The 21,018-nt window shown below is 67.7% G+C and carries 21 protein-coding genes; 6 read left to right on the top strand and 15 right to left on the bottom strand.

Features of this window, described 5'->3' with window-relative positions; translation table 11 throughout:
• Positions 1 to 84: 84 nt before the first annotated feature.
• The 6 genes from IEX71_RS20195 to dapE all read right to left on the bottom strand — a co-directional run bounded on the left by IEX71_RS20195 (position 85) and on the right by dapE (position 4,727).
• On the bottom strand, positions 85 to 1,368 hold the full coding sequence (locus IEX71_RS20195) for a hypothetical protein (RefSeq protein ID WP_229749907.1): 1,284 nt from the start codon (positions 1,366 to 1,368) through the stop codon (positions 85 to 87).
• Positions 1,365 to 1,949, bottom strand: coding sequence for a DNA-3-methyladenine glycosylase I (locus IEX71_RS20200; RefSeq protein ID WP_188838886.1), 585 nt, complete (start codon positions 1,947 to 1,949; stop codon positions 1,365 to 1,367). The genes IEX71_RS20195 and IEX71_RS20200 overlap by 4 nt, the downstream gene beginning before the upstream one ends.
• Positions 1,942 to 2,385 carry an SRPBCC family protein gene (locus IEX71_RS20205; RefSeq protein ID WP_188838887.1) on the bottom strand — a complete coding sequence of 148 codons (444 nt, stop codon included), beginning with the start codon at positions 2,383 to 2,385 and terminating at the stop codon, positions 1,942 to 1,944. The genes IEX71_RS20200 and IEX71_RS20205 overlap by 8 nt, the downstream gene beginning before the upstream one ends.
• 7 nt (positions 2,386 to 2,392) lie before the next feature.
• Positions 2,393 to 2,689, bottom strand: coding sequence for a DivIVA domain-containing protein (locus IEX71_RS20210; protein ID WP_188838888.1), 297 nt, complete (start codon positions 2,687 to 2,689; stop codon positions 2,393 to 2,395).
• Between the two features lie 191 nt (positions 2,690 to 2,880).
• Complete coding sequence (locus IEX71_RS20215; protein WP_188838889.1) at positions 2,881 to 3,636, bottom strand: LOG family protein; 756 nt, start codon at positions 3,634 to 3,636, stop codon at positions 2,881 to 2,883.
• Between the two features lie 26 nt (positions 3,637 to 3,662).
• A complete protein-coding gene (dapE, locus tag IEX71_RS20220) occupies positions 3,663 to 4,727 on the bottom strand; it encodes a succinyl-diaminopimelate desuccinylase (RefSeq protein WP_188838890.1) in 1,065 nt (354 codons plus the stop codon).
• 94 nt (positions 4,728 to 4,821) lie between these two features.
• Between dapE and dapD the strand changes: the two genes are divergently transcribed.
• The 3 genes from dapD to IEX71_RS20235 all read left to right on the top strand — a co-directional run bounded on the left by dapD (position 4,822) and on the right by IEX71_RS20235 (position 8,007).
• Positions 4,822 to 5,760 (top strand): 2,3,4,5-tetrahydropyridine-2,6-dicarboxylate N-succinyltransferase, encoded by a 939-nt coding sequence (gene dapD, locus IEX71_RS20225; RefSeq protein ID WP_188838891.1) that lies wholly within the window; start codon positions 4,822 to 4,824, stop codon positions 5,758 to 5,760.
• Between the two features lie 36 nt (positions 5,761 to 5,796).
• Positions 5,797 to 6,894, top strand: a complete 1,098-nt coding sequence (locus IEX71_RS20230; RefSeq protein ID WP_188838892.1) for a hypothetical protein — start codon at positions 5,797 to 5,799, stop codon at positions 6,892 to 6,894.
• A gap of 180 nt (positions 6,895 to 7,074) precedes the next feature.
• Positions 7,075 to 8,007 (top strand): esterase/lipase family protein, encoded by a 933-nt coding sequence (locus tag IEX71_RS20235; protein ID WP_188838893.1) that lies wholly within the window; start codon positions 7,075 to 7,077, stop codon positions 8,005 to 8,007.
• Positions 8,008 to 8,153: 146 nt separating this feature from the next.
• On the opposite strand, the gene IEX71_RS20240 is transcribed toward IEX71_RS20235, so the two are convergent.
• From IEX71_RS20240 to fdxA, 3 genes are all read right to left on the bottom strand, one after another.
• The gene (locus tag IEX71_RS20240; protein ID WP_188838894.1) at positions 8,154 to 9,431 is read right to left on the bottom strand and encodes a citrate synthase; all 1,278 of its coding nucleotides are present in this window, start codon (positions 9,429 to 9,431) and stop codon (positions 8,154 to 8,156) included.
• A 101-nt stretch (positions 9,432 to 9,532) separates the two neighbouring features.
• Entirely contained in the window at positions 9,533 to 10,639 is a 1,107-nt protein-coding gene (gene dapC, locus IEX71_RS20245; RefSeq protein ID WP_188838895.1) for a succinyldiaminopimelate transaminase, read from the bottom strand.
• 12 nt (positions 10,640 to 10,651) lie between these two features.
• Positions 10,652 to 10,978 carry a ferredoxin gene (fdxA, locus tag IEX71_RS20250; protein WP_188838896.1) on the bottom strand — a complete coding sequence of 109 codons (327 nt, stop codon included), beginning with the start codon at positions 10,976 to 10,978 and terminating at the stop codon, positions 10,652 to 10,654.
• A gap of 83 nt (positions 10,979 to 11,061) precedes the next feature.
• Between fdxA and IEX71_RS20255 the strand changes: the two genes are divergently transcribed.
• Entirely contained in the window at positions 11,062 to 12,162 is a 1,101-nt protein-coding gene (locus tag IEX71_RS20255; RefSeq protein ID WP_188838897.1) for a GNAT family N-acetyltransferase, read from the top strand.
• A 117-nt stretch (positions 12,163 to 12,279) separates the two neighbouring features.
• On the top strand, positions 12,280 to 13,233 hold the full coding sequence (locus tag IEX71_RS20260) for a type IV toxin-antitoxin system AbiEi family antitoxin (protein WP_188838898.1): 954 nt from the start codon (positions 12,280 to 12,282) through the stop codon (positions 13,231 to 13,233).
• Positions 13,234 to 13,338: 105 nt separating this feature from the next.
• Here IEX71_RS20260 and IEX71_RS20265 read toward each other — a convergent pair whose 3' ends face one another.
• The 6 genes from IEX71_RS20265 to IEX71_RS20290 form a co-directional block, all read right to left on the bottom strand.
• Entirely contained in the window at positions 13,339 to 15,057 is a 1,719-nt protein-coding gene (locus IEX71_RS20265) for a VanW family protein (protein WP_188838899.1), read from the bottom strand.
• Positions 15,054 to 15,575: a flavin reductase family protein gene (locus tag IEX71_RS20270; protein WP_229749908.1), complete on the bottom strand. Its 522-nt coding sequence runs from the start codon at positions 15,573 to 15,575 to the stop codon at positions 15,054 to 15,056. The genes IEX71_RS20265 and IEX71_RS20270 overlap by 4 nt, the downstream gene beginning before the upstream one ends.
• Positions 15,572 to 16,438 (bottom strand): PIG-L family deacetylase, encoded by an 867-nt coding sequence (locus tag IEX71_RS20275; RefSeq protein ID WP_188838900.1) that lies wholly within the window; start codon positions 16,436 to 16,438, stop codon positions 15,572 to 15,574. The genes IEX71_RS20270 and IEX71_RS20275 overlap by 4 nt, the downstream gene beginning before the upstream one ends.
• 2 nt (positions 16,439 to 16,440) lie before the next feature.
• On the bottom strand, positions 16,441 to 18,342 hold the full coding sequence (gene typA / locus IEX71_RS20280) for a translational GTPase TypA (RefSeq protein ID WP_188839039.1): 1,902 nt from the start codon (positions 18,340 to 18,342) through the stop codon (positions 16,441 to 16,443).
• Positions 18,343 to 18,478: 136 nt separating this feature from the next.
• Positions 18,479 to 19,591, bottom strand: coding sequence for an S-adenosylmethionine:tRNA ribosyltransferase-isomerase (locus IEX71_RS20285; protein WP_188838901.1), 1,113 nt, complete (start codon positions 19,589 to 19,591; stop codon positions 18,479 to 18,481).
• The gene (locus IEX71_RS20290) at positions 19,588 to 20,298 is read right to left on the bottom strand and encodes an SDR family oxidoreductase (RefSeq protein WP_188838902.1); all 711 of its coding nucleotides are present in this window, start codon (positions 20,296 to 20,298) and stop codon (positions 19,588 to 19,590) included. Before IEX71_RS20290 ends, IEX71_RS20285 begins: the two co-directional genes overlap by 4 nt.
• 189 nt (positions 20,299 to 20,487) lie before the next feature.
• On the opposite strand from IEX71_RS20290, the gene soxR reads away from it, so the two are divergent.
• Positions 20,488 to 20,961, top strand: a complete 474-nt coding sequence (gene soxR, locus IEX71_RS20295) for a redox-sensitive transcriptional activator SoxR (RefSeq protein WP_188838903.1) — start codon at positions 20,488 to 20,490, stop codon at positions 20,959 to 20,961.
• Positions 20,962 to 21,018: the final 57 nt, after the last annotated feature.

The following is a 21,018-nucleotide window of genomic DNA, read 5'->3' on the forward strand; positions in this document are numbered from 1 at the left end:
AGTAAATCGGTCGCTTTCCCGGTTTTACTGAGCCTCTCGGCGTTCAGGTGAGCCTCTCGGCGCAAGGGGGTGTTGGGGCGTCGGTCAGATGGGGTCGCCGCTGACGTGTCGCAGCACCAGCAGCGTCCAGCACCACCAGACCTGCCAGCCGAGACCGAGGCCGACCCAGATGACGGTCCGCCACCCGACGAGCAGCCGCTTCGCGTGGTCCTTCCAGCCCGCCCCGACGAACACGATCAGGATCGGGAACATGAAGAGCAGGTAGCGGTAGGTGCTGGTCCACGCATCCAACACAGCGAGCAGGTAGAAGCCGTAGGCGAGCAGCCAGGTGCGCATCACTGCACCCATCGCATCGGCCCACGGCCCGACGGTGATCACCACGAAGCCGACGATCAGCACCGTGAGCACCAGCGCGGCCAGCACGCCGTTGCCCATCAGCTCGTCGAAGTTGGCGGCCCAGGGCTGGAAGTAGACGATCGTGTTGCCGGTGCGCCAGGAGGCCATCGTGTCGGTGTATGCCGAGGGCACGCCCGTTCGCAGCGCGGCGATCGCCGGCCACAGCCCGCCCGCGACGCCGCAGGCGACCAGTGTGGAGCCCATTGCGAGCCATTCGGGGCGGGTGACCGGGCGCTCCTCGCGTTCGCGCCAGCGCATCCAGACGGCGACCAGTGCGACGACTCCGAGCGGTACTGCGACCGGGCGCGCCAACCCGGTAGCGAGCGCGGCGGCACTCGCCAGCCACCACTGTTGGCGCTGGAGCGCGAGCAGAGCACCGATCAGCAGCACCAGGGCGAGTGACTCGGTGTAGGTCATCTGCAACACCGGTGACGGCGGCGACGCGGCAAAGACGCACACGACGCAGAAGGCGACGACCGGGCCGACCTTGTCGCGCACGAGTACGGCCATCAGACCGACCGCCACCGCGCCGAGTACCACTGAAAGCAGCGAGCCGACCACCGCGAACGATCCGCCGGTCAGGTGCATCAGCACCCACACCATCGCGGGATACATCGGGTAGAACGCCCACGGGTTCTGCTGGACGACCCCACCGTCCTCGGGCAGCTGCGCGGGATAGCCCTGCTCGACGATGGTCTGATACCAGCGGCCGTCCCACACGTGGGTCATCTGCCAGTAGTCCTGATGACCGTTGGAGAAGAAGATGAAGCTCGGATCCTGTTGTCCGGCAACGAGTTGCATCACGATCGCGGAGAAGACGCGGAACACCAGGAAGGCGACGATCGAGCACATCAGCAGCCGGCGTTGCACGAGGTCGAGGCCGCGTGCGCGCCATATCTGCAGTCGGGTCGGCGCCGTGAGACTGCGCAGCTTCTGCGACCGCTCGGCGGCCTTGGTGGTGGTGCTCGTCATCGGGCCCCCCGGAAGCAACCGGCGACGTGATCGTCGACCAGGCCGCACGCCTGCATCGCGGCATACATCGTGGTCGGACCGACGTGCGCGAAGCCGGCCTTCTTCAAAGCCTTTGCCAATGCTATGGATTCGGGCGTCTGCGCCGGGATCTCGGCGAAGCTCGCCGGCTGCTGGTGGGTCGCCGGCACATGCGACCACACGAGTTCGTCGAGGCCGCCGGCCTCGCGCAACCGAAGCACCGCTTGCGCGTTGGTGATCGCAGCGTCGATCTTGCGCCGGTTGCGGACGATCGCGGCGTCCTGCATCAACCGCTCCACGTCAGCCGGCCCGTATGCCGCCACGACCTCCGCGTCGAAGTCGGCGAACGCGGACCGGAACGCCGGGCGCTTGCGCAGGATGGTGATCCACGCCAAGCCGGACTGGAACGCCTCGAGCGTGATGCGTTCGTAGAGCGCGCGCTCACCGCGGACGGCGACGCCCCACTCGGCGTCGTGGTAGGCGCGGTAGTCGTCACTGCCGTCGGCCCACGCGCAGCGCGCCATACCGTCCGGACCGACCACCAGCGAGGGACGTTCAGTCATGTTCGGCCTCCCGTGCGATCGCACGCACCACATGCCGATACAGCGGTATGGCGCTCACCTTCGCCACCGGGACGGCCAGACGGCGCAACCAGTGCGGCGCGGGTCCCACGTCCGTCGTCCAGCGCAGCCGCGAGCCGGCGCCGACCGGTTCGACCTCGAGCAACGTCCGCCCGCCCAGGATGCGACCGGTCTTGCGCAGTTCGCAACTGCCCCGCTCCCCCGGCGGCGACCACCGGGTGACGACCATCGGGTCATGCAGTCGCAGCGGCCCGATGCGTGTCGTTGCGTGTAGCCGCAGGTCGACACCGGGGCTGCCGGCGTCGACGCGCACGGTCGTCAGCGGGAAGAACCGGCTGTGACCGGGCCAGTCGGTCGCCACCTGCCAGAGCCGGGCAACGGAGGCCGAAGATTCCTGCACGAGCACTACGTCGGACACCGCGCGCTCAGTCGCGCACGGGGCGGGTGCCGTCAGCGCGCAGCATCGCGATCTCGTCGTCGCGAGCCGCCAGCTCGGCGCACAACCGGTCGAGCACCTCGTCGACCTGACCCATCCGGTAACCGCGCAGCGTCTGGTCGAAGCGCACCTGCTCGATGTCCTCGACGGTGACCACTCCACGCGGAAGCGACTCGAAGGGAGAGGTCCCCGTCGGGTCCTCCAGGTGGGTCCCGAAGTGTCCGAGGATCGCGAAGACGACGAGGCCGATGACCACGACCAGCAGCGCGATGAGGAAGACGATCACGCCCTCAGACTAACTGTCGCACCGGACACCGTCCCGACAGACCGACCGTCGGCACTTCGGGACACCGATACCGCCCACACCCGTCCCGACAGACCGACCGTCGGCACTTCGGGACACCGATACCGCCCACACCCGTCCCGACAGACCGACCGTCGGCACTTCGGGACAGGTTCCGGCCTCGGGGCCGGTCGTCACTCAGGTCTGGTCGCGCCGAGGTTCTCGCCGTCGGAGGTGATGATCCGCACGGCCTCGGCGGGGTCGTCCACGATCTGCAACCGGTGGATGTCCTTCTCGCCGACCATCCCCTCGGCATACAGGGTGTCGCGGATGAAGTTGATCATCGGTGTCCAGAAACCCTTGCCCAGCAACACGATCGGGAAGCTGGTGACCTTCTGGGTCTGCGCCAGGGTGACCGCCTCGAAGAGCTCATCGAGGGTCCCGAAACCGCCGGGCAGCACGACATACCCCTGCGCGTATTTCACGAACATCGTCTTGCGCGCGAAGAAATAGCGGAAGTTGACGCCGAGGTCGACATACGGGTTGAGGCCGGACTCGAAGGGCAGCTCGATGCCCAGGCCGACGCTCGTGCCGCCGGCTTCGAAGGCGCCCTTGTTGGCCGCCTCCATCGCACCAGGTCCGCCACCGGTGATCACGGCGTAGCCGGCGTCGGCCAGCAACCGGCCCAGCTCGACGCCCTTGGCGTAGTAGTCACTGTCCGGTTTGATCCGGGCCGACCCGAAGACGCTGACCGCGGGGCCGATCTCGGCGAGCGTGCCGAAGCCCTCGACGAACTCGGCCTGGATGCGCATGACACGCCACGGGTCGGTGTGCAGCCAGTCGGTGTCCTGCGACTGGTCGAGCAGTCGCTGGTCCGTGGTCGTGGCAGGGACGTGGCGGCCGCGCAAGGTGGTCGCACCCTTTCGATATACCTCGGATTCGTTGGTCACGGCGTCAATCTCTCACACGGCGGCGTTCATGCCAGCCAGCGGCAGAGGGCGTCATTCGCCTCGGTGATCTGCCGCTCCGGGCAGCGCTCGTCGTCGGTGTGCGCGAGATTGGGGTCGCCTGGCCCGAAGTTGACCGCAGGCACGCCGATCGCCGAGAAGCGCGCGACGTCCGTCCAGCCCTGCTTGGCGGTGACCGGCAGGGCGAGCGCCGCGACGAACGACGCCGCGGCCGGCGTGTCCAGGCCGGGCCGGGCGCCGGCCGCGCAGTCGCCGAGCGTCACGTCATATCCACTGAAGATCGCGCGCACATGCGCCACGGCTTCTTCGGCGGACTTGTCCGGAGCGAAGCGGTAGTTGACGGTCACCACGCACCGATCGGGTATGACGTTGCCGGCGATGCCGCCGCTGATCCCGACCGCGTTGAGCGCCTCGTGGTAGTCGAGTCCGTCGACGTTCACAGTCTCGGGTTCGTATGCCGCCAGCCGCGCCAGCACCTCACCGGCGTCGTGGATCGCATTGTGGCCGTTCCACGGCCGGGCCGAGTGTGCGCTGATGCCCTTCGTGGCGACATCGACCCGCAGGGTCCCTTTGCAACCGCCCTCGATGCCACCGTTCGTCGGCTCGAGCAGCACCGCGAAGTCCGCGGCCAGCCACTCGGGGTGCTGCGCGGCGATCCGACGCAGCCCGTTGAACTCCTCCTCGATCTCCTCGCAGTCGTAGAAGACGAACGTCACGTCGCGGGTCGGCTCGGTGATCGCCTGTGCGACCGCGAGCTGGACGGCGACGCCGCCCTTCATGTCGGTGGTGCCGCGCCCGACCAGCAGGCCGTCTACCCGCTGGGTCGGCAAGTTCGGCGGGTCGGTCAGCGGGACCGTGTCGAGGTGACCGGCGAGCACGACCCGCTCCGCGCGCCCCAGGTCGGTGCGCGCGACGATCGTGTTGCCGTCCCGGTCGACCCGCAGGTGCGGCAGCGCGCGCAGCGCCTTCTCCACCGCGTCGGCGATCTGCTGCTCGTCACGGCTCACCGACGGGATGTCGACCAGGTCCGCGGTGAGGTCGACGACGTCTCGGGTCAGGTCAAGTTCCGCCATACGGCAATCCTCGCGTATGGCGAACCGCCGATGTGACGTGCGTCCACCCACCAGGTCACGGAATCATCACAGGTCGTCGAATACCCTGGGCGCCATGACTAACTCCCCGCGCGCTGCCTGGGGCTACGGCCTCGCCACCGAGACGTCCGACGGGGACCTCCTCGACACGTGGTTCCCCGCGCCGAAACTGGGCGAAGCCCCCGCCGACGACCCCTATTCCGAGCCGGCCGACATCGCGGCGCTCGCTCGCGAGCACCCGCGCCGGCAGGTGCGCACCCGCGTGACCCGCGTGGCGATCGACCTCGACACGCCGCCGGCGGACGTCCCGGACGCCTACCTGCGGCTGCACCTGCTCAGCCACCGCATGGTCCTGCCCAACTCGGTCAACCTGGACGGCATCTTCGGTGTCCTGAACAACGTCGTCTGGACCAACTACGGCCCGTGCGCCGTCGACGATTTCGAGCAGACCCGGGTCCGGCTGCGCCTCGAGGGCCCGGTCCAGGTGCACAGCATCGACAAGTTCCCGCGGATGACCGACTACGTCGTGCCGTCCGGAGTGCGCATCGCCGACGCCGACCGGGTGCGACTCGGCGCCCACCTGGCCGAGGGCACGACGGTCATGCACGAGGGCTTCTGCAACTACAACGCCGGCACGCTCGGCACCTCGATGGTCGAGGGCCGCATCGTGCAGGGCGTCGTCGTCGGCGACGGCTCGGACATCGGCGGCGGAGCGTCGATCATGGGCACCCTGTCCGGCGGCGGCACCGACCGGGTGTCGATCGGCGAGCGCTGCCTGATCGGCGCCGAGGCCGGCATCGGCATCTCCCTCGGCGACGACTGCGTGATCGAGGCGGGCCTCTACGTCACCGCCGGCACCAAGGTGACGCTGCCGGACGGCGCGATCGTCAAGGCGCGCGAGCTGTCCGGCCAGGACGGTCTGCTGTTCATCCGCAACTCCACGACCGGTGTCGTCGAGTGCCGGCCGCGCAAGGGACATGGCATCGCGCTCAACGACGCCTTGCACGCCAACTGACCCACCCCTCCGAGAGAAGCAGCGAACCCGCCCCACATGCCCCTACGCCGCAGACGCGACCGCAACCCCGGTGACCGCGAGGTCCATCAGTTGTATGGCGCGGGCTCCGACGCCGGCGACGAGCAACCGGCTCGCTACGCCTACCCCGCTGAGCACTACGCGCACGACCCGGAGGAGTACGACGACGGCCCGGTCGACGGGTTCAACCACGACCCCGAGGACGACTCGGCGTGGGCGGCATTCGGGGGTGAGGACTTCTTCGAGGAGGAGCACCGCCCGCGCGGACCGATCCGGCGCACCCTCGGCTGCCTGATCCCGATCGCGCTGGTCGCGGGGATCGCCGGTGGCGGCTACGTCGCTTACCAGCACCTGCGCGACAACTGGGGCTCACCGACGTGCAAGTTCGTCGCGGACAGCTATGACTACCAATGGGATCCGGACCAGACGCAGTCTGCGTCGACGATCGTCGCGGTCGGTGTCTACAAGAAGGGCATCCCGGCGCGTGGGGCGATCGTGGCGACCACGACCGCCATACAGGAATCCAAACTGCGCAACCTCGCGTATGGCGACCTCGACTCCCTCGGACTCTTCCAACAGCGCAAGAGCCAGGGATGGGGCACCACCGAGCAGATCCAGGACCCGGTCTTCTCCAGCGGCTCGTTCTACAACGCCCTGCTGAAGGTCCCGAACTGGGAGACGATGCCCATCGGCGAAGCCGCCCAGGAGGTCCAGAAGAGCGGCTTCCCGGACGCGTATGCCGAGCACGAGACGCAGGGCCAGGTCATCACCAAGGTGATGACCGGTGCGGCCCACGAGGCGATCGGCTGCCGACTCGACCCGGCGAAGAAGAACGGCTCGCCGTCGCAGATCGTCCAGCAACTCCGGGACGAGAGCGGGCTGAACGCGACGGCGGGTGCGCGTTCGGTCGACTACCGCGCCAAGTCGGTCAACGGCGCGTTCGCGATCGCGTCCTGGGCCGTTGCCCACGCCGACTCGGACAACATCACCGCGGTCACCGTCGGTGATCGTGCGTGGGAGCGACACCGCGGGCGCGACGGCTGGAGCTGGCGTGCTGCCGCGCAGCCCACCAGCTCCCCGACGGCGGTCCGCATCGACGTGGAGACCGGGAAGTAGCCGGAAACCGCCCGGCTCCGATCCACCCGCTACCTACTCGACAGTAGGTAGCGTTCGTGTGACCCACCTCACTCTGAGGCCTATTCTCTGTTGGGGTTGCGACTCGCAAGCTCGCTGCAACCCACAACAGAGCACAAGCCTCCTGTGCCTGTTACTAATCAACTTCCCTGGAGGCTTCACATGCGTCTCACCCGTTCCGCAGCCCTCTCCTTCGCTTGCGCCGGCACCGCAGCTGTCCTGGTCAGCACCGCCGCGGCGCCCGCCGCTCGCGCGGAGTCGACCCTGCCGATCGGCGGCCTGGGCGATGCTGCCGTCGGCTATGCCTTCCACCCGAATTCCGTTGCGGGAGCCAACGATTGGAGCTGCAAGCCGAGCGCGGCACACCCCGACCCGGTGGTGCTGTTGCCCGGCACCTTCGCCAACATCGGCGCCAACTTCGTCGCACTGTCCCCCATGCTGAAGAACGCCGGCTACTGCGTCTTCGCGACTAACTTCGGGATGACCTGGCTGTCGGCGGGTGACCGCGTCGGCGGCCTCGACACCGAGACCACCTCCGGCAACCAGGTGGCGGCGTTCATCGACAAGGTGCTCGCCTCCACCGGTGCGCAGAAGGTCGACATCGTCGGCCACAGCCAGGGCGGCTCGATGGGCGTCAACTACCTGAAACTGCACGACGGCGGCAACAAGGTCGGCACGTATGTCGGCTGGGGCCAGAGCTCGAACGGCACGACGCTGTCCGGGCTCGTCACGGGCGCCCAGGCCCTCGGCGCCCTCGGCATCTTCAACGTCGGCCTCGCGGCGCTCGGCGCCCCCGGCCTGCGGGACCAGGAGGTCGGGTCGGCATACACGAAACAGACGGCCGCCATACCGCTGCCGCAGGGTCCGAAGTACCTCACCATCCAGACCACCCACGACCAGGTCGTCACGCCGTACGCCACCCAATCGCTGCCCGGCGCGCAGAACATCGTGCTGCAGAACCTGTGCCCGAACGACCCGACCGGTCACGCCGGTCTGTTCCTGGACAGCCCGACGCTGCAACTGACGATGAACGCGCTCGGCGGCGGCCCGGCCGACTTCAAGCCGGAATGCACCGGCTACGGTCCGGCGATCTAGCCACCCCACGAAGGTCTCCTCCGCTTCGCACTTCGCGGGGACCCCGACACCCGTGTGAAAGTCATCTCGGGCAATGCGCACGAAAACGACACACGAAAACGCCCGGCACCGCGTGGTGCCGGGCGTTCTTGTATGCGGATCAGTGATCAGTAGTCGCGGGCGCCCTCGCCGACGTAGATCTGCCGCGGACGGCCGATCTTGGTGGCCGGGTCCTCCATCATCTCGCGCCACTGGGCGATCCAGCCCGGCAGGCGACCGATGGCGAAGAGCACGGTGAACATCTCGGTCGGGAAGCCCATGGCCTTGTAGATGAGGCCGGTGTAGAAGTCGACGTTCGGGTAGAGCTTGCGCGAGACGAAGTAGTCGTCCTTCAGCGCGATCTCTTCCAGCCGCATCGCCATCTCGAGCTGCGGGTCGTTGACGCCCATCTTCTTGAGGATCTCGTCGGCCGACTTCTTCACGATGGCGGCGCGCGGGTCGTAGTTCTTGTAGACGCGGTGTCCGAAGCCCATGAGCTTCACCCCGGTCTCCTTGTTCTTGACCTTCTCGACGAACTTGTCGACGTCGCCGCCGAATTCGCTGTCGATACTGTCCAGCATCTCCAGGACGGCCGCGTTGGCGCCGCCGTGCAGCGGACCGGACAGCGCGTGGATGCCGGCCGAGATGGAGCCGAAGAGGTTGGCGTGACCGGAGCCCACCAGACGCACGGTCGACGTCGAGCAGTTCTGTTCGTGGTCTGCATGCAGGATGAACAGCTGGTCCAGCGCCTTGGAGACGACCGGGTCGATGTCGTAGTCCTCGGACGGGAAGCCGAACGTCATACGCAGGAAGTTCTCGACGAGGCTCAGCTTGTTGTCCGGGTAGAGCGTCGGCTGGCCCTGGCTCTTCTTGTGGGCGTATGCCGCGATCGTCGGCAGCTTGGCCAACAGACGCACGGTCGACAGCTCGATCTGGTCGCGGTCGGTGATCGACAGCGAGTCCTGGTAGAAGGTGCCGAGCGCGGAGACCGCAGCGGACAGGACCGACATCGGGTGCGCGTCCCGCGGGAACGCGGCCAGCAGGTCCTTGAGGTCCTCGTGCAGCATCGTGTGTCGACGGATGCGCTCGGTGAACGCGTCCAGCTCCTCCGGCGTCGGCAGCTCGCCGTAGATCAGCAGGTAGGAGACCTCGATGAAGGTCGACTTCTCGGCCAGCTGCTCGATCGGGTAACCGCGGTAACGCAGGATGCCGGCGCCGCCGTCGATGTAGGTGATCGCCGACTTGCAGGAGGCAGTGTTGACGAAGCCGACGTCGAGAGTGACGTTGCCGGTCTCGCCCAACAGCTTCGAGATGTCGTAGCCGTCGTTGCCCTCGGTCGCGGGGACGATCCCGAACTCGAGGGTCTTGTCCCCTGCCTGGAATGTGGCAGGTGCCTGGTCAGTCATATTTGCTTTCCGTCCTTATACGTCAACCGGCAGCACTGCCGGGGAAGTCAGCGAAATCGACGGTACCTCAGCCTGGGCCGAGGGCAGGCTGCGACCCCGTGTCAAGAAGTGAGTCTCTTCGCGGCAGCGGAAATTCGCTCGTCGGTCGCCGTGAGCGCGATGCGCACGTGCTGTGCGCCGGCCGCTCCGTAGAAGTCACCGGGCGCTGCGAGGATGCCGCGCTCGGCCAGCTCGTCGATGCTCTCCCGGCACGGCTTGCCCTGGGTCGCCCAGAGATAGAGACCGGCGTCGGAGTAGTCGATCCGCCAATCTGCTTGCAGCAGAGCGGTTTTAAGCTCTGCCCGCCGGGCTGCGTAGATCTGTTTCTGCACGGCGACGTGCTCGTCGTCCTGCACTGCGGCGTGTATGACGCGCTGCACCGGCCAGGGCACGATCATCCCGGCGTGCTTGCGCACCTGCACCAGCCGCTGGACGAGGGCGGCGTCACCAGCGACGAACCCGGCGCGGTAGCCGGCAAGGTTGCTCTGTTTCGACAACGAGTAGACCGCGAGCAGTCCTTCGTGACTTCCACCACAGATGCGGTCGTCCAGGATGCTTGGAGTGGTCAGACCATCCGGGTCCTCACGCCAGTCGAGTTCGGCGTAGCACTCGTCGCTGGCGACGATCACACCTCGCCGGCGGGCCCAGGCGACGACCTTCTTCAGGTGGTCGACCGGCAGGACCTGACCGTGCGGGTTGGCCGGAGTGTTGATCCACAACAGTTTCGGAGCCATCGGGCCGAACTGCAGCAGACTTGCCGCTGCCCTCGGGGTGGCGCCGGCGATGCGCGCACCGACGTCATACGTCGGGTAGGCCAACTCCGGGATGCCGACCGAGCTGCCTGCGCCGAGACCGAGGAGGGTCGGCAACCACGCGACCAACTCCTTGGTGCCGATGACCGGCATCACCGAGTCGGGGTCGACTCCGGAGGCGTTGCGCCGGCGGGCGAACCAGCCGGCGACGGCCGCCCGCAGGTCGGGAGTGCCCCACACCTGCGGGTAACCCGGCGCGTCGGCGGCCGCAACCAGCGCGTCCTGCAGCACCTGCGGGGTCGGATCGACGGGCGTGCCGACCGACAGGTCGACGATGCCGTCGGGGTGGGACCCGGCCTTCGCCTTGGCGGCAGTCAGGGAGTCCCAGGGGAAGTCAGGCAGATCAGCGACGGGCATGCGCGACGCGCGTCACTCGTCGTGTTCCTGCGGCGGCAGCGCAGCGATCAGCGGGTGGTCCTTGGGGATGACACCCATCTTGGCGGCGCCACCGGGGCTGCCGATGTCGTCGAAGAACTCGACGTTGGCCTTGTAGTAGTCGGCCCACTGCTCGGGGGTGTCGTCCTCGTAGTAGATCGCCTCGACCGGGCAGACCGGCTCACAGGCTCCGCAGTCGACGCATTCGTCGGGCTGGATGTAGAGGCTGCGCTGGCCCTCGTAGATGCAGTCGACCGGACATTCCTCGATGCACGCCTTGTCCTTGAGGTCGACGCACGGCTGTGCAATGACGTAGGTCATACGAAACGGTCCTCCTGCTGCGAAGCATGCGTGGCCGTACGTCGACGGCCGATAGGTCGATATCCGTCTTCTAGTATGCCGTCGTGCCCTCCGAGCCCGTCAGTCAGTCTCACCTCACCGAACTTCTCGTGCCGGGCACCCGTGTCGTGCTGCGCTGTCGACTGGCGTCATCGCAGGTCGAACCGGGTGGTCCGACGCTGACCGATGTGGTCGGCGATGTGGCCGAGGTCACTGCTGATGCGGTCGTGCTCGACACCCGCAACGGCGCTGTGCCGGTGGATCGCTCAAGCATCGTGCTGGCCAAACGCATCCCGCCCGCTCGTCCGCGCCGGGCGCCTCGCAGCCACCCACTCCTGCAACCCACCCGATCCCGAATGACGGCTTCTTCACCGAGTGACGGTCCGAACTCGCCGTCACTCGGCGAGGAAGCCGTCGCTCGCGACCTGTTGGAGGCACTGATGGTGGCAGGAATGCCGCCGCTGGACTCCGCGCACGTCGGCGACTGGTTGCTGCGCGCGGCCAACGGCTACACCGGACGCGCGAATTCCGTTCTGGCCGTGGGTGATCCGGGTGTCCCGCTGGATGCTGCCGTCGAGCAGGTCGTCGCCTGGTATGCCGAACGGGACCAGCCGGCGCTGATCCAACTGCCGCACGCGACCGACGCCGACCCGGCCGCATCGACCCTGGGATCGGTTCTGGCTCAACAGGATTGGCACTTCTTCCTGCGGACCTCGGTCATGACGAGACGCACGCCGAACAGCGAATCGGCAGCGAACGGTGCGGCGTTGCGGGTCGAGGTGTCGGACGAGCCGACGGACGACTGGTGGCACACGGCGTCATCGCGAGCGCTCGCCCACCGCGACACTCTGGGCCGGATGCTGGAGCGGGTTCGGCCTGCGGCATACCTCACGGCATACCTCGACGATCGCCCGATCGGGCACCTGCGACTCGCACTGGCCGACGGCTGGTCCGGCGTCTTCGACGTGCACACCGATCCCGCAGCTCGTGGTCGCGGCGTCGCCCGCGCACTGATGCGCCAGGCCGAGCGGACCGCATCCGAACGACGAATCCCGTTGCAGTACTTGCAGGTTGCCGCCGACAACCACGCGGCGGTCGGCCTCTACCGGTCTCTCGGATGGCAGACCCACCACGAGTACCACTACGCCCGCCCCACGGACCACTGACGGTCCGCGGGTCGACTGACGGTGCCGGGACACCGTCAGTCGACCCGGAGACCGTCACAGTCGGGCTCCTGTGGATTAGTTCTGCGTCGGCACGGCCGATTTTGCAATGGTATGGCGATGTCCGAGCAGCCACTCGACCGGCGCGAAATCATGCCGACCGCCGCTTTCGTCCGACGTGGCATCAAGCCGTCCCGACTCGCCGGCATCGGGTCCGCACCACTCGTCAAGGTCCGAACCGGTCACTACGTGTCTGCCGAACGCTGGACCGACCTGTCTCCTGCCGGACGACATCGCGCGCTGATTCTCGCGACGACGGCTCAGATGCGCACTCCGTTGCCGATGCTGTCCGGTGTATCGGCAGCGGTCATGTTGCGGATGCCTGTCATCGGTCGTTTCCCCTCGCGGGTGCAAGTGATGTTGGATGCCGGAGCCGCGGGATCGAGTGCGCTGGTGCAGCGACACCGGGTCGTCGACCTGCCCGAGCCCGTGTTCGTCGACGGCATACCGGTCACGCCGCCCGCGCGGACCGTCGTGGATCTGGCACGGACCAGGTCGCTCGGGTGCGGACTGGTGGCCGGCGACTGGGCGGTCCGGGCGGAACGCTGCAGCATCGAGGAGATCGTGGACGCAGCAGTACGGGTGCCACGTCGCGGTCGGGGACGGGCCGCTGCCGTACTCACCGCGCGGTTGGTGGATCCACGTGCGGAGTCACCCGGTGAGTCCCTCAGCAGGGCCAGGATCTACGAGTACGGATTCCCCGAGCCACAACTCCAGGTTCCCCTCGTCGACGACCGCGGCGAGTTCGGCCGAGGCGACTTCGGCTGGCCGGGCCTCATCGGCGAGTTCGACGGAGACCGGAAGTACCGCGCGACCGGTGACGCCGGGAACACCGCCAGTGAGGACATCGTCGTCAGGGAGAAACATCGCGAGGACCGTGCGCGCCGCATGGGTTGGGGGTTCGCGCGCTGGGTCTGGCTCGATGCCCTACGGGGCATCGGACTGGCGGCGGCACTGGAATCGGCGGGCCTGGAGCCGTCGACAAACCACCGGTGGGGCCGAGACATCAGCTGAGTCTGCAGTCCACAGACGAATGACGGTCCGCCGGACGACTGACGGCGTCCTGGCGCCGTCAGTCGTCCGTGAGGCCGTCACTCGTGAGGTCAGGCGGTGTCGCGGTCAGTTGCAGGTGACGCGGACGGCGGGGATGTAGTGGGTGGTCAGGTGCTCGTCCTTGACGACTTTCCCGGAGCCGTCCTTGACGACCCGGGTGACGGTGACCTTGAAGCCGTTCTCGGGCTCCTGGGGGATGCACTTGTCGCCCTTCAGGTGCCTGGTCGGGCCGGGCTTCTCGATGTCGAACTTGTCGCTCGTCGTGCTCGACACGGAGAACGTCTTCACGCCGTACAGCCGTATGACGGCAGCGTTCCCTTCGATACCCGCCTGGATCCGGATCGGGTGACCGGTGTCGTTGGTCCACTTGTTGTCGATGGTCGGGTCCAGCATGGTGGCTTCCCGGCCCATCGGATAGCGCGGGATCCAGTAGGCGTGGGCGGTGTGCTCGACCAGCTTCACGCCGGCGAAGAACGTCGCGTTGTAGAGCGTGGTGGACACCTGCGAGATGCCGCCGCCCATGCCGGGGACGTCGACACCGTCCACCAGCACCGGGGCGTTGACGTAGCCGTGCGCCGCGTCGAACGGCCGCAGCACGTTGAGCAGTGAGAACGTCTCACCCGGCTGCACCACGATGCCGTTGATCTTGGACAGCCCGAGGCGGATGTTCTTGGTACGGGCGGCGTTCTCAGGGCCGGTTGGGAACTCCGACACGAACTCGGAAATCTTCTGGCTGTGCACCGTGGTCTTCTTCAGTTCGGCCGCGGTGACGGCAGGCTGGACTTTCGTCGTCGGCAGCGACATGGTGCGGTCCGGCGCGGTGAGTGCCGCGAGCAGGAGCTTCCCGGCCTCGGTGGTCTTCGGCGCGGTGCCGGCCTTACTGGGCGACACATCGCGCTTACCGCCGGTGTATCGGAGCTTGGCGTCGACCGCCGGAGTGGTCAGCGCGGTCTTCTTCTCGTCGAGCAGATCGGCCAGGGCGTTGTCGTCGACCTTCGGTTTCAGGGTCTTGCCGTCGAAGGTCGTGCTCAGCACGCCGGAGATCTCCTTGACGCTGAGCGTCGTGTCCTGACCGCCGGCCTTCACGGTGACCGGGTCGGACATCGCCGGCTCGGCGAACTCCTTGACGAAACGCTCGATCTCGGAGTTCGGCAACGCCGCGGGCCGATCGGCGACCTTGGCCGTGTAGTGCTTGGTCTTCGGCCAGCCGGCCGCGATCTGCCGGCTGATCGCCTTGGGGTCGACGCCCTTGCCCGGCGTCGACCTGGTCGTGACGACCTTGCCGTCGCCGAACTTCACCGAGCCGCTCTTCGGGGAGCCCTCGAGTTGCTCTGACGCGGTCGCGACGGCGTGTTGCAGCTTCGTGGTGTCGACCTTCGGGCTGACGGTGCGATGCGGCCCGTCGCCGGTCAGCCGGTGCCACACGGTCGCGGGGTTCAGCGAGAAGCCGCTCAGGCCGTCGACAGTGCCGTCGGTGTCGATCGACAGTCCAGCCTTCGTCGCGTCGAGGGTGACCGTCTTGCCATCGGCGTCGATCGTGACGGGCGCCTTGGCCTGCTTGGTTGCCACGGACTCGATCTCCGCCTTGGCGTCCTCGGGACTCATCCCGCCCACGTGCTTGCCGCCGACGACCGTCCCCCGCTGGATCTTCCCCGATTGGGACGCGGCCAGGGCGACATACGCCCCGACCAGCACGACGACGACCGCCAGGCCACCGGCCAGCAGCCAGGTGCGCAGCGTGCGCCGCGGTCGCTCAGTGTTGTCGCCGGTCTCCTCGGCGGTCACCGCTGCACTCCGAATGCTCCGCGATAGTAAATCAAGGCGTCCCCCGGTCGTTCTGTGATCGAGACAGAGCGTACGTCGCCGATCACCAGAGTGTGGTCACCTGCGACAACCGTGTCGTAGGTGTGACATTCCAGCGTGCCGAGGGCGTTGTCCAGTAGCGCCATGCCGGTCTGCTCGCCGCGGTGGAACGCCACCCGCTCCAGTTGTCCGTGCAACGGACGTCCTCGCGTCGACAGCCAGGCGGCGGTCTTTCGCTCGGATTCGGGCAGCAGGCTCACCCCCCAGGCGCCCGCCTCGAGGACCGCGTCGTGGAAGCGCGCCTCACGCTCCACACTGATGACCATCAGCAGTGGCTCCAGCGAGACCGACATGATCGCATTGGCAGTCATCGCGTGATCGATGTCGCCGATGCGCGTCGTGACCACCGAGACGCCGGTGGCGAAGCGGCCCATCACCTGCCGGTAGGCGTCAGGGTCGACCTCGGACGGTCCCAGCGCTTCGTGCCGCTGCTCGCTCATGCGATCAACCCGGTATGCCGCAACTGCTCCGCCTCCACCGCCGACACCGTGCCCGACGCGGGGTCGATCCGCTGGAACGCCTCTCGCGCGGCCAGCCGCGTGGCGACGTTGTTGGACAGCGTGTAGTAGCCGTCGTAGACGCTCACCTGCGTGCGGTGCCGCAGCAACGCCGAGATCTGGCGCTCCAGGGCGTCGTCATCGACCACGGTGTGTGTCACCGTCGCATCGTCCACCACGCTCGGCAAGAAGGTCTCCTCCGGGGCAGGGACGATCACTTCGGGTCGCGTCGCGTGCGCGGCGAGCCACTCACGATCCTCGACCGCCCAGCTACGCGGTGTCACGACGGTGTAGAGCGCGGGTGGCTCCGGCAGGCTCGCCACCGCGGCCCGCGTCGCCTCGTGCGTCCGGATGTGGTCCGGATGCCCGTAGCCACCGTGGGCGTCGTAGGTCACCACGTTGTCCGGCGCCACATCGCGCAGGTATGCCGCGATGCTCCCGCTGGTCACCTGCAGGTCGGTGCCGGTGAAGGCTCGCGGGTGCGCTGCGGAAGGCGTGCCCGCCATACCGGAGTCGCGGTAGGCACCGTCCGCCAGCACGGTGACCTCGGTGGCGCCGAGTTCCTTGACGGCAGACTGCAATTCGTCCCGCCTCAGGTCGGCCAGCGGGTCCGGTGTGTTCTCCGCTCGGGGCTGGTCGGCCGGCAGCTGCAAGTGACGCAGCTCCACGGGGATGACCTCGCCCTCCTCACCCAGGGTGCAGGTGAGCACACGCACGTCGTCACCGCGGGCCGCGTGGTGCGCGATGGCGAGCCCGGTCCACAACGACTCGTCGTCGGGGTGGGCGTGAACGAAGACCAGCCGCATGATTACTGCTTTGCGGCGCTCCGGGCACGCGCCGCGGTGCGGGCGCGCTCACCGGCGTTGAGGACGACCTTGCGGATGCGCACGGTTTCCGGTGTCACCTCGACGCATTCGTCCTCGCGGCAGAACTCCAGGCTCTGCTCGAGCGACAGCTTGCGCGGCGGGAAGATCTTCTCGAAGTTGTCCGCGCTGGAGGCGCGCACGTTGGTGAGCTTCTTCTCCTTGGTGATGTTGACGTCCATGTCGTCGGCGCGGGAGTTCTCGCCGACGATCATGCCCTCGTAGACCTCGGTGGTCGGCTCGACGAAGAGCACACCGCGCTCCTGCAGGTTGACCATGGCGTATGACGTCACCACGCCGGTGCGGTCGGACACCAGCGAGCCGGACAGGCGTGTCGTGATCGTCCCGTGCCAGGGCTCGTAGCCGGAGAAGACGTGGTTGGCGATGCCGGTGCCACGGGTCTCGGTGAGGAACTCGGTGCGGAAGCCGATCAGCCCACGCGACGGAACGACGAATTCCATACGGACCCAACCGGTTCCGTGGTTGGTCATCTGCTCCATGCGGCCCTTGCGCGCCGCCATGATCTGGGTGATCGTGCCGAGGTGTTCCTCAGGCGTGTCGATCGTCAGGTGCTCGACCGGCTCGTGCAGCTTGCCGTCGACCTCCTTGGTGACGACCTGCGGCTTGCCGACCGTGAGCTCGTAGCCCTCGCGACGCATCTGCTCGACGAGGATCGCGAGCGCCAGCTCGCCACGGCCCTGGACCTCCCAGGCGTCCGGACGCTCGGTCGGGAGCACCCGGAGCGACACGTTGCCGATCAGCTCGCGGTCGAGGCGGTCCTTGACCATGCGGGCGGTGACCTTGGAGCCACGGACCTTGCCGACCATCGGCGAGGTGTTGGTGCCGATGGTCATCGAGATCGCCGGCTCGTCAACGGTGATGAGCGGCAACGGGATCGGGTTCTCCGGGTCGGCGAGCGTCTCGCCGATGGTGATCTCCGGGATGCCCGCAACGGCGATGATGTCGCCGGGACCGGCGCTCTCGGCCGGCTCGCGGTCCAGGCCGCTGGTCATCAGCAGCTCGGTGATCTTGACATTCTGCTGTGAGCCGTCGTGCCGACACCAGGCGACCTGCTGGCCCTTCTTGATCTCACCGTTGCGGACGCGCAGCAGCGCGAGGCGGCCCAGGAAGTTGCTGGAGTCGAGGTTGGTGACGTGCGCCTGCAGCGGCGCCTCGTCGTCATACACCGGCGCCGGGATGGTCTCCAGGATCGTCTTGAAGAGCGGTTCGAGGTCGGCGCCCTCGGGCAGCTCGCCGTTGCCGGGGCGGGTCGTCGAGGCGATGCCCGCCTTGGCCGAGGCGAAGACGACCGGGAAGTCGAGCTGGTCGGCGTCCGCGTCAGCGTCCTCGAGCAGATCCATGAACAGCTCGTAGGCCTCCTCCTCGACCTCCGCGATGCGTGAGTCGGGACGGTCGACCTTGTTGATGCAGAGGATGACCGGCATCTTGGCCGCCAATGCCTTGCGCAGCACGAAACGAGTCTGCGGCAGCGGACCTTCGCTCGCATCGACCAGCAGGACGACGCCGTCGACCATGGACAGGCCGCGCTCGACCTCGCCACCGAAGTCGGCGTGACCGGGGGTGTCGATGATGTTGATGGTGATCGACTGGCCGTTGGACGAGGGCCCGTCATACGAGATGGCGGTGTTCTTCGCCAGGATCGTGATGCCCTTCTCGCGCTCCAGGTCGCCGGTGTCCATGACACGCTCGCCCGTCGTCTCGACGGTCTGGCGTTCGCTGAAGGCACCCGTCTGCCAGAGCATCTTGTCGACGAGTGTGGTCTTGCCGTGGTCGACGTGGGCAACGATGGCGACGTTGCGGACGTCGCTGCGGGACTTCATGGCCATGGAGTTGTCAAAGCTGCGCGCACCCGCTGCGCCGAAAAGGGCGTCGGGCACCGACAGGCTTCGTCCTTTCTGACGACGTGTATCGGATCCCTACCAGTGTCTCAGGGTTTTTTCGTGCTTATGACCACGCCCCGTTTCATGGAAGCAACAAGGCCGAATCACCGAACTCGTGCCAGCGGTAGCGCTCACGGACCGCCGCGTCGTATGCCGCCTGGGTCATCTCCTCCCCCGCGATGGCCTCGACGAGCAGCAGATGCGACGCATGCGGGTCGTGCCAGCCGGTGATCAGTCCGTCGACCACCCGGGGCGGGTCGTCACGGGTGATGACCCGTTCGGTCCAGCCGGCAGCGCCGACCACCAGTCCCTCGCAGTTGACCGCCGATTCGAGCGCGCGGGCCACCGTCGTCCCGACCGCGACGATCCGGCCACCGGCGCGACGGGTGGCGTTGACCTGCCGCGCGGTCACCTCGGGCACGTCGAAACGCTCCGCCTGCGGCCCCTCGCCGGCCTCCTGCGACGACACCCCGGTGTGCAGCGTGATCGGTGCCACTCCGACGCCTGCGGCGACCAGACGAGTGACCACCTGCGGGGTGAACGGTCGGGCAGCAGAAGGCATTTCGGCGCTGCCCGGCACCGTCGCGAACACAGTCTGGTAATCAGCCAGCGGGTACGAGCGGTCCAGGTAGCCATAGCTGATCGGCCGACCGTGATGCCAGAGGTGCTCGACCAGGTCCCCGTCGACCTCGGCCTGCCAGAGCCGGTTGCCGACACCGGTCGGCGAGGAGGCGAAGGGGTATGGCGCCCGCAGCGTCAGCACCAGCGGACCGACCTCGACGTGGTCACCGGGTTGCGCATCCAGCACTGCACGGGCCGCGTCCGGGGCGCTGCGCAACTCGACCACCCAGGTGCTGTGGTGCGGGGTCCCCGCGAAGTGTCGGAGGAGCGAAGCGGGGGAGAACTTCGTGGGGTGCTCATCCAGCGGGGTGGCCGCGTGCAGCACGATCGGCGCACCGTCGCGCCTTGCGTCGACCTGGCCGGCGATGGTCGCCGAGTTGTTGACGACGACCAGATCTCCGGCATTCAGGTGGTCCGGCAACGACCGGAAGACCGTGTGCTCGACACCGTCCCGGGAGGCCACGAGCAGTCGCACACCGTCGCGATCGACACCGCGGCTCTCGGCGGGAGCCGGTGCGGTGCGGTCGTCGGGGGCGTCGAACCTGGTGCGCGGCCGGGCCGCGAGGGCGGTCATCGGCGGGCTCCGGCGGTTTCACGCGCGGGCAGGTCCGCCGCGCGGTAGCGACCGGATTCGGGACGTTGCTCCCACAAATGCCGCAGGTGGGGTACGACGGCGGCCGGTTCGGGCCGATCCGAGATGTCCTCGCCCGGGAAGGCCGCCTGGTGCATCGCTGTACGCATGTCGCCGGGGTCGACGGCGTAGGCGTGCAGTTCCGGGTTCTCTGCGCCGAAGGTGAGCGTCAGGTGGTCCAGCGCCGCCTTGCTCGCGGCATACAGACCCCACCCCTCGTAGTGCTCGACCGCCGCATCCGACGAGATCGACAGCAGCACCCCGTCGTGAGCCAGTAGGTCGGGCAACACAGCAAGCGTGAGCGCGAACGGCGCGCCGACGTTCGTGCGCCATACATCCGGCAGATCTTCGACGGTGCGCTCCGCCAGTGGGGCCAACGGGGTCGGGCCGAGCGTGCTGGCGTTGTTGACCAGCAGGTCCAGCCGTCCGAAGCGACGGACGGCGGCCGCCAACTCCTCGCGGTGGGTGAAGTCTGTGACGTCCCCGGGGATCGCCTCGACCCCGGGCAGACCGTGGGTCTCGTCCGTGAGGGTCGCATGGTTGCGTGCATCGGTGATCACGCGCCACCCGTCAGCGGACAGTGCGCGGACCAGCTCTCTGCCCAGCCCGGACGATCCCCCGGTGATCAGTGCGACTTTCGTGTCAGACATCGAATCTCCTTGTTGATCAGGTTGATTGATGCCATCCTTCAAGCTGAAGTCAACTTGAAGTCAAGGGCAATTTTCGCCGACAGGACACCCGACGATCGACAGGACAGGGGATTTGGACGTTTTTGACCCCGAATCGCCTGTCCTCTCAGGGATTGCCTGTCCTCTCGGCATGAGAGAGAAGGGTTCTTCATGGACACACACGATCTGCTTCCCGTCGGCACCGTCGCCAAACGCAGCGGCTTCGCCGCGTCCGCGCTGCGCTACTACGAGGCGCAGGGGCTGATCCATGCCGATCGCAACTCCGGGGGTCAGCGCCGCTTCGAGCGCAGTGTGCTGCGCCGCCTCGCATTCATCCGGGCCGCATCCAACGTCGGGCTGACGCTGGAGGAGATCCGCGACGAACTCGAGCGGTTGCCCGACGGCCGCACCCCCACCAAGGCCGACTGGCAGCGCATCACGACGCACTGGCGCGGGCGACTCAACGATCAGATCGCGGCCCTGGAGCGGTTGCGCGACGGGCTCGACTCCTGCATCGGCTGCGGCTGCCTGTCGCTGCGGCGTTGCACCATCTCCAACCCGGCCGATCGGGCCGCCGACGGCAACGGCGCACCCGGTGCTGCGTTCCTGCCCCCACTGTTGCGACGGCCGCACAAGCCAGCCTGAGATAACCCGGCTTGAGATAACACCGTGTCATATATCGAGATGATGACGGTGTGCTCG

The sequence above is a fragment of the Flexivirga endophytica genome (genome assembly GCF_014640635.1).
Taxonomy (GTDB): Bacteria; Actinomycetota; Actinomycetes; order Actinomycetales; family Dermatophilaceae; genus Flexivirga; species Flexivirga endophytica.

Coding starts and splice junctions, on each gene's coding strand:
- IEX71_RS20195 (WP_229749907.1), bottom strand. CDS start 1,368: ATGACGAGCACCACCACCAAGGCCGCCGAGCGGTCGCAGAAGCTGCGC.
- IEX71_RS20200 (WP_188838886.1), bottom strand. CDS start 1,949: ATGACTGAACGTCCCTCGCTGGTGGTCGGTCCGGACGGTATGGCGCGC.
- dapE (WP_188838890.1), bottom strand. CDS start 4,727: ATGGCGGAACTTGACCTGACCCGAGACGTCGTCGACCTCACCGCGGAC.
- dapD (WP_188838891.1), top strand. CDS start 4,822: ATGACTAACTCCCCGCGCGCTGCCTGGGGCTACGGCCTCGCCACCGAG.
- IEX71_RS20230 (WP_188838892.1), top strand. CDS start 5,797: ATGCCCCTACGCCGCAGACGCGACCGCAACCCCGGTGACCGCGAGGTC.
- IEX71_RS20235 (WP_188838893.1), top strand. CDS start 7,075: ATGCGTCTCACCCGTTCCGCAGCCCTCTCCTTCGCTTGCGCCGGCACC.
- IEX71_RS20240 (WP_188838894.1), bottom strand. CDS start 9,431: ATGACTGACCAGGCACCTGCCACATTCCAGGCAGGGGACAAGACCCTC.
- dapC (WP_188838895.1), bottom strand. CDS start 10,639: ATGCCCGTCGCTGATCTGCCTGACTTCCCCTGGGACTCCCTGACTGCC.
- fdxA (WP_188838896.1), bottom strand. CDS start 10,978: ATGACCTACGTCATTGCACAGCCGTGCGTCGACCTCAAGGACAAGGCG.
- IEX71_RS20260 (WP_188838898.1), top strand. CDS start 12,280: ATGTCCGAGCAGCCACTCGACCGGCGCGAAATCATGCCGACCGCCGCT.
- IEX71_RS20270 (WP_229749908.1), bottom strand. CDS start 15,575: ATGAGCGAGCAGCGGCACGAAGCGCTGGGACCGTCCGAGGTCGACCCT.
- IEX71_RS20275 (WP_188838900.1), bottom strand. CDS start 16,438: ATGCGGCTGGTCTTCGTTCACGCCCACCCCGACGACGAGTCGTTGTGG.
- typA (WP_188839039.1), bottom strand. CDS start 18,342: ATGGCCATGAAGTCCCGCAGCGACGTCCGCAACGTCGCCATCGTTGCC.
- IEX71_RS20285 (WP_188838901.1), bottom strand. CDS start 19,591: ATGACCGCCCTCGCGGCCCGGCCGCGCACCAGGTTCGACGCCCCCGAC.
- IEX71_RS20290 (WP_188838902.1), bottom strand. CDS start 20,298: ATGTCTGACACGAAAGTCGCACTGATCACCGGGGGATCGTCCGGGCTG.
- soxR (WP_188838903.1), top strand. CDS start 20,488: ATGGACACACACGATCTGCTTCCCGTCGGCACCGTCGCCAAACGCAGC.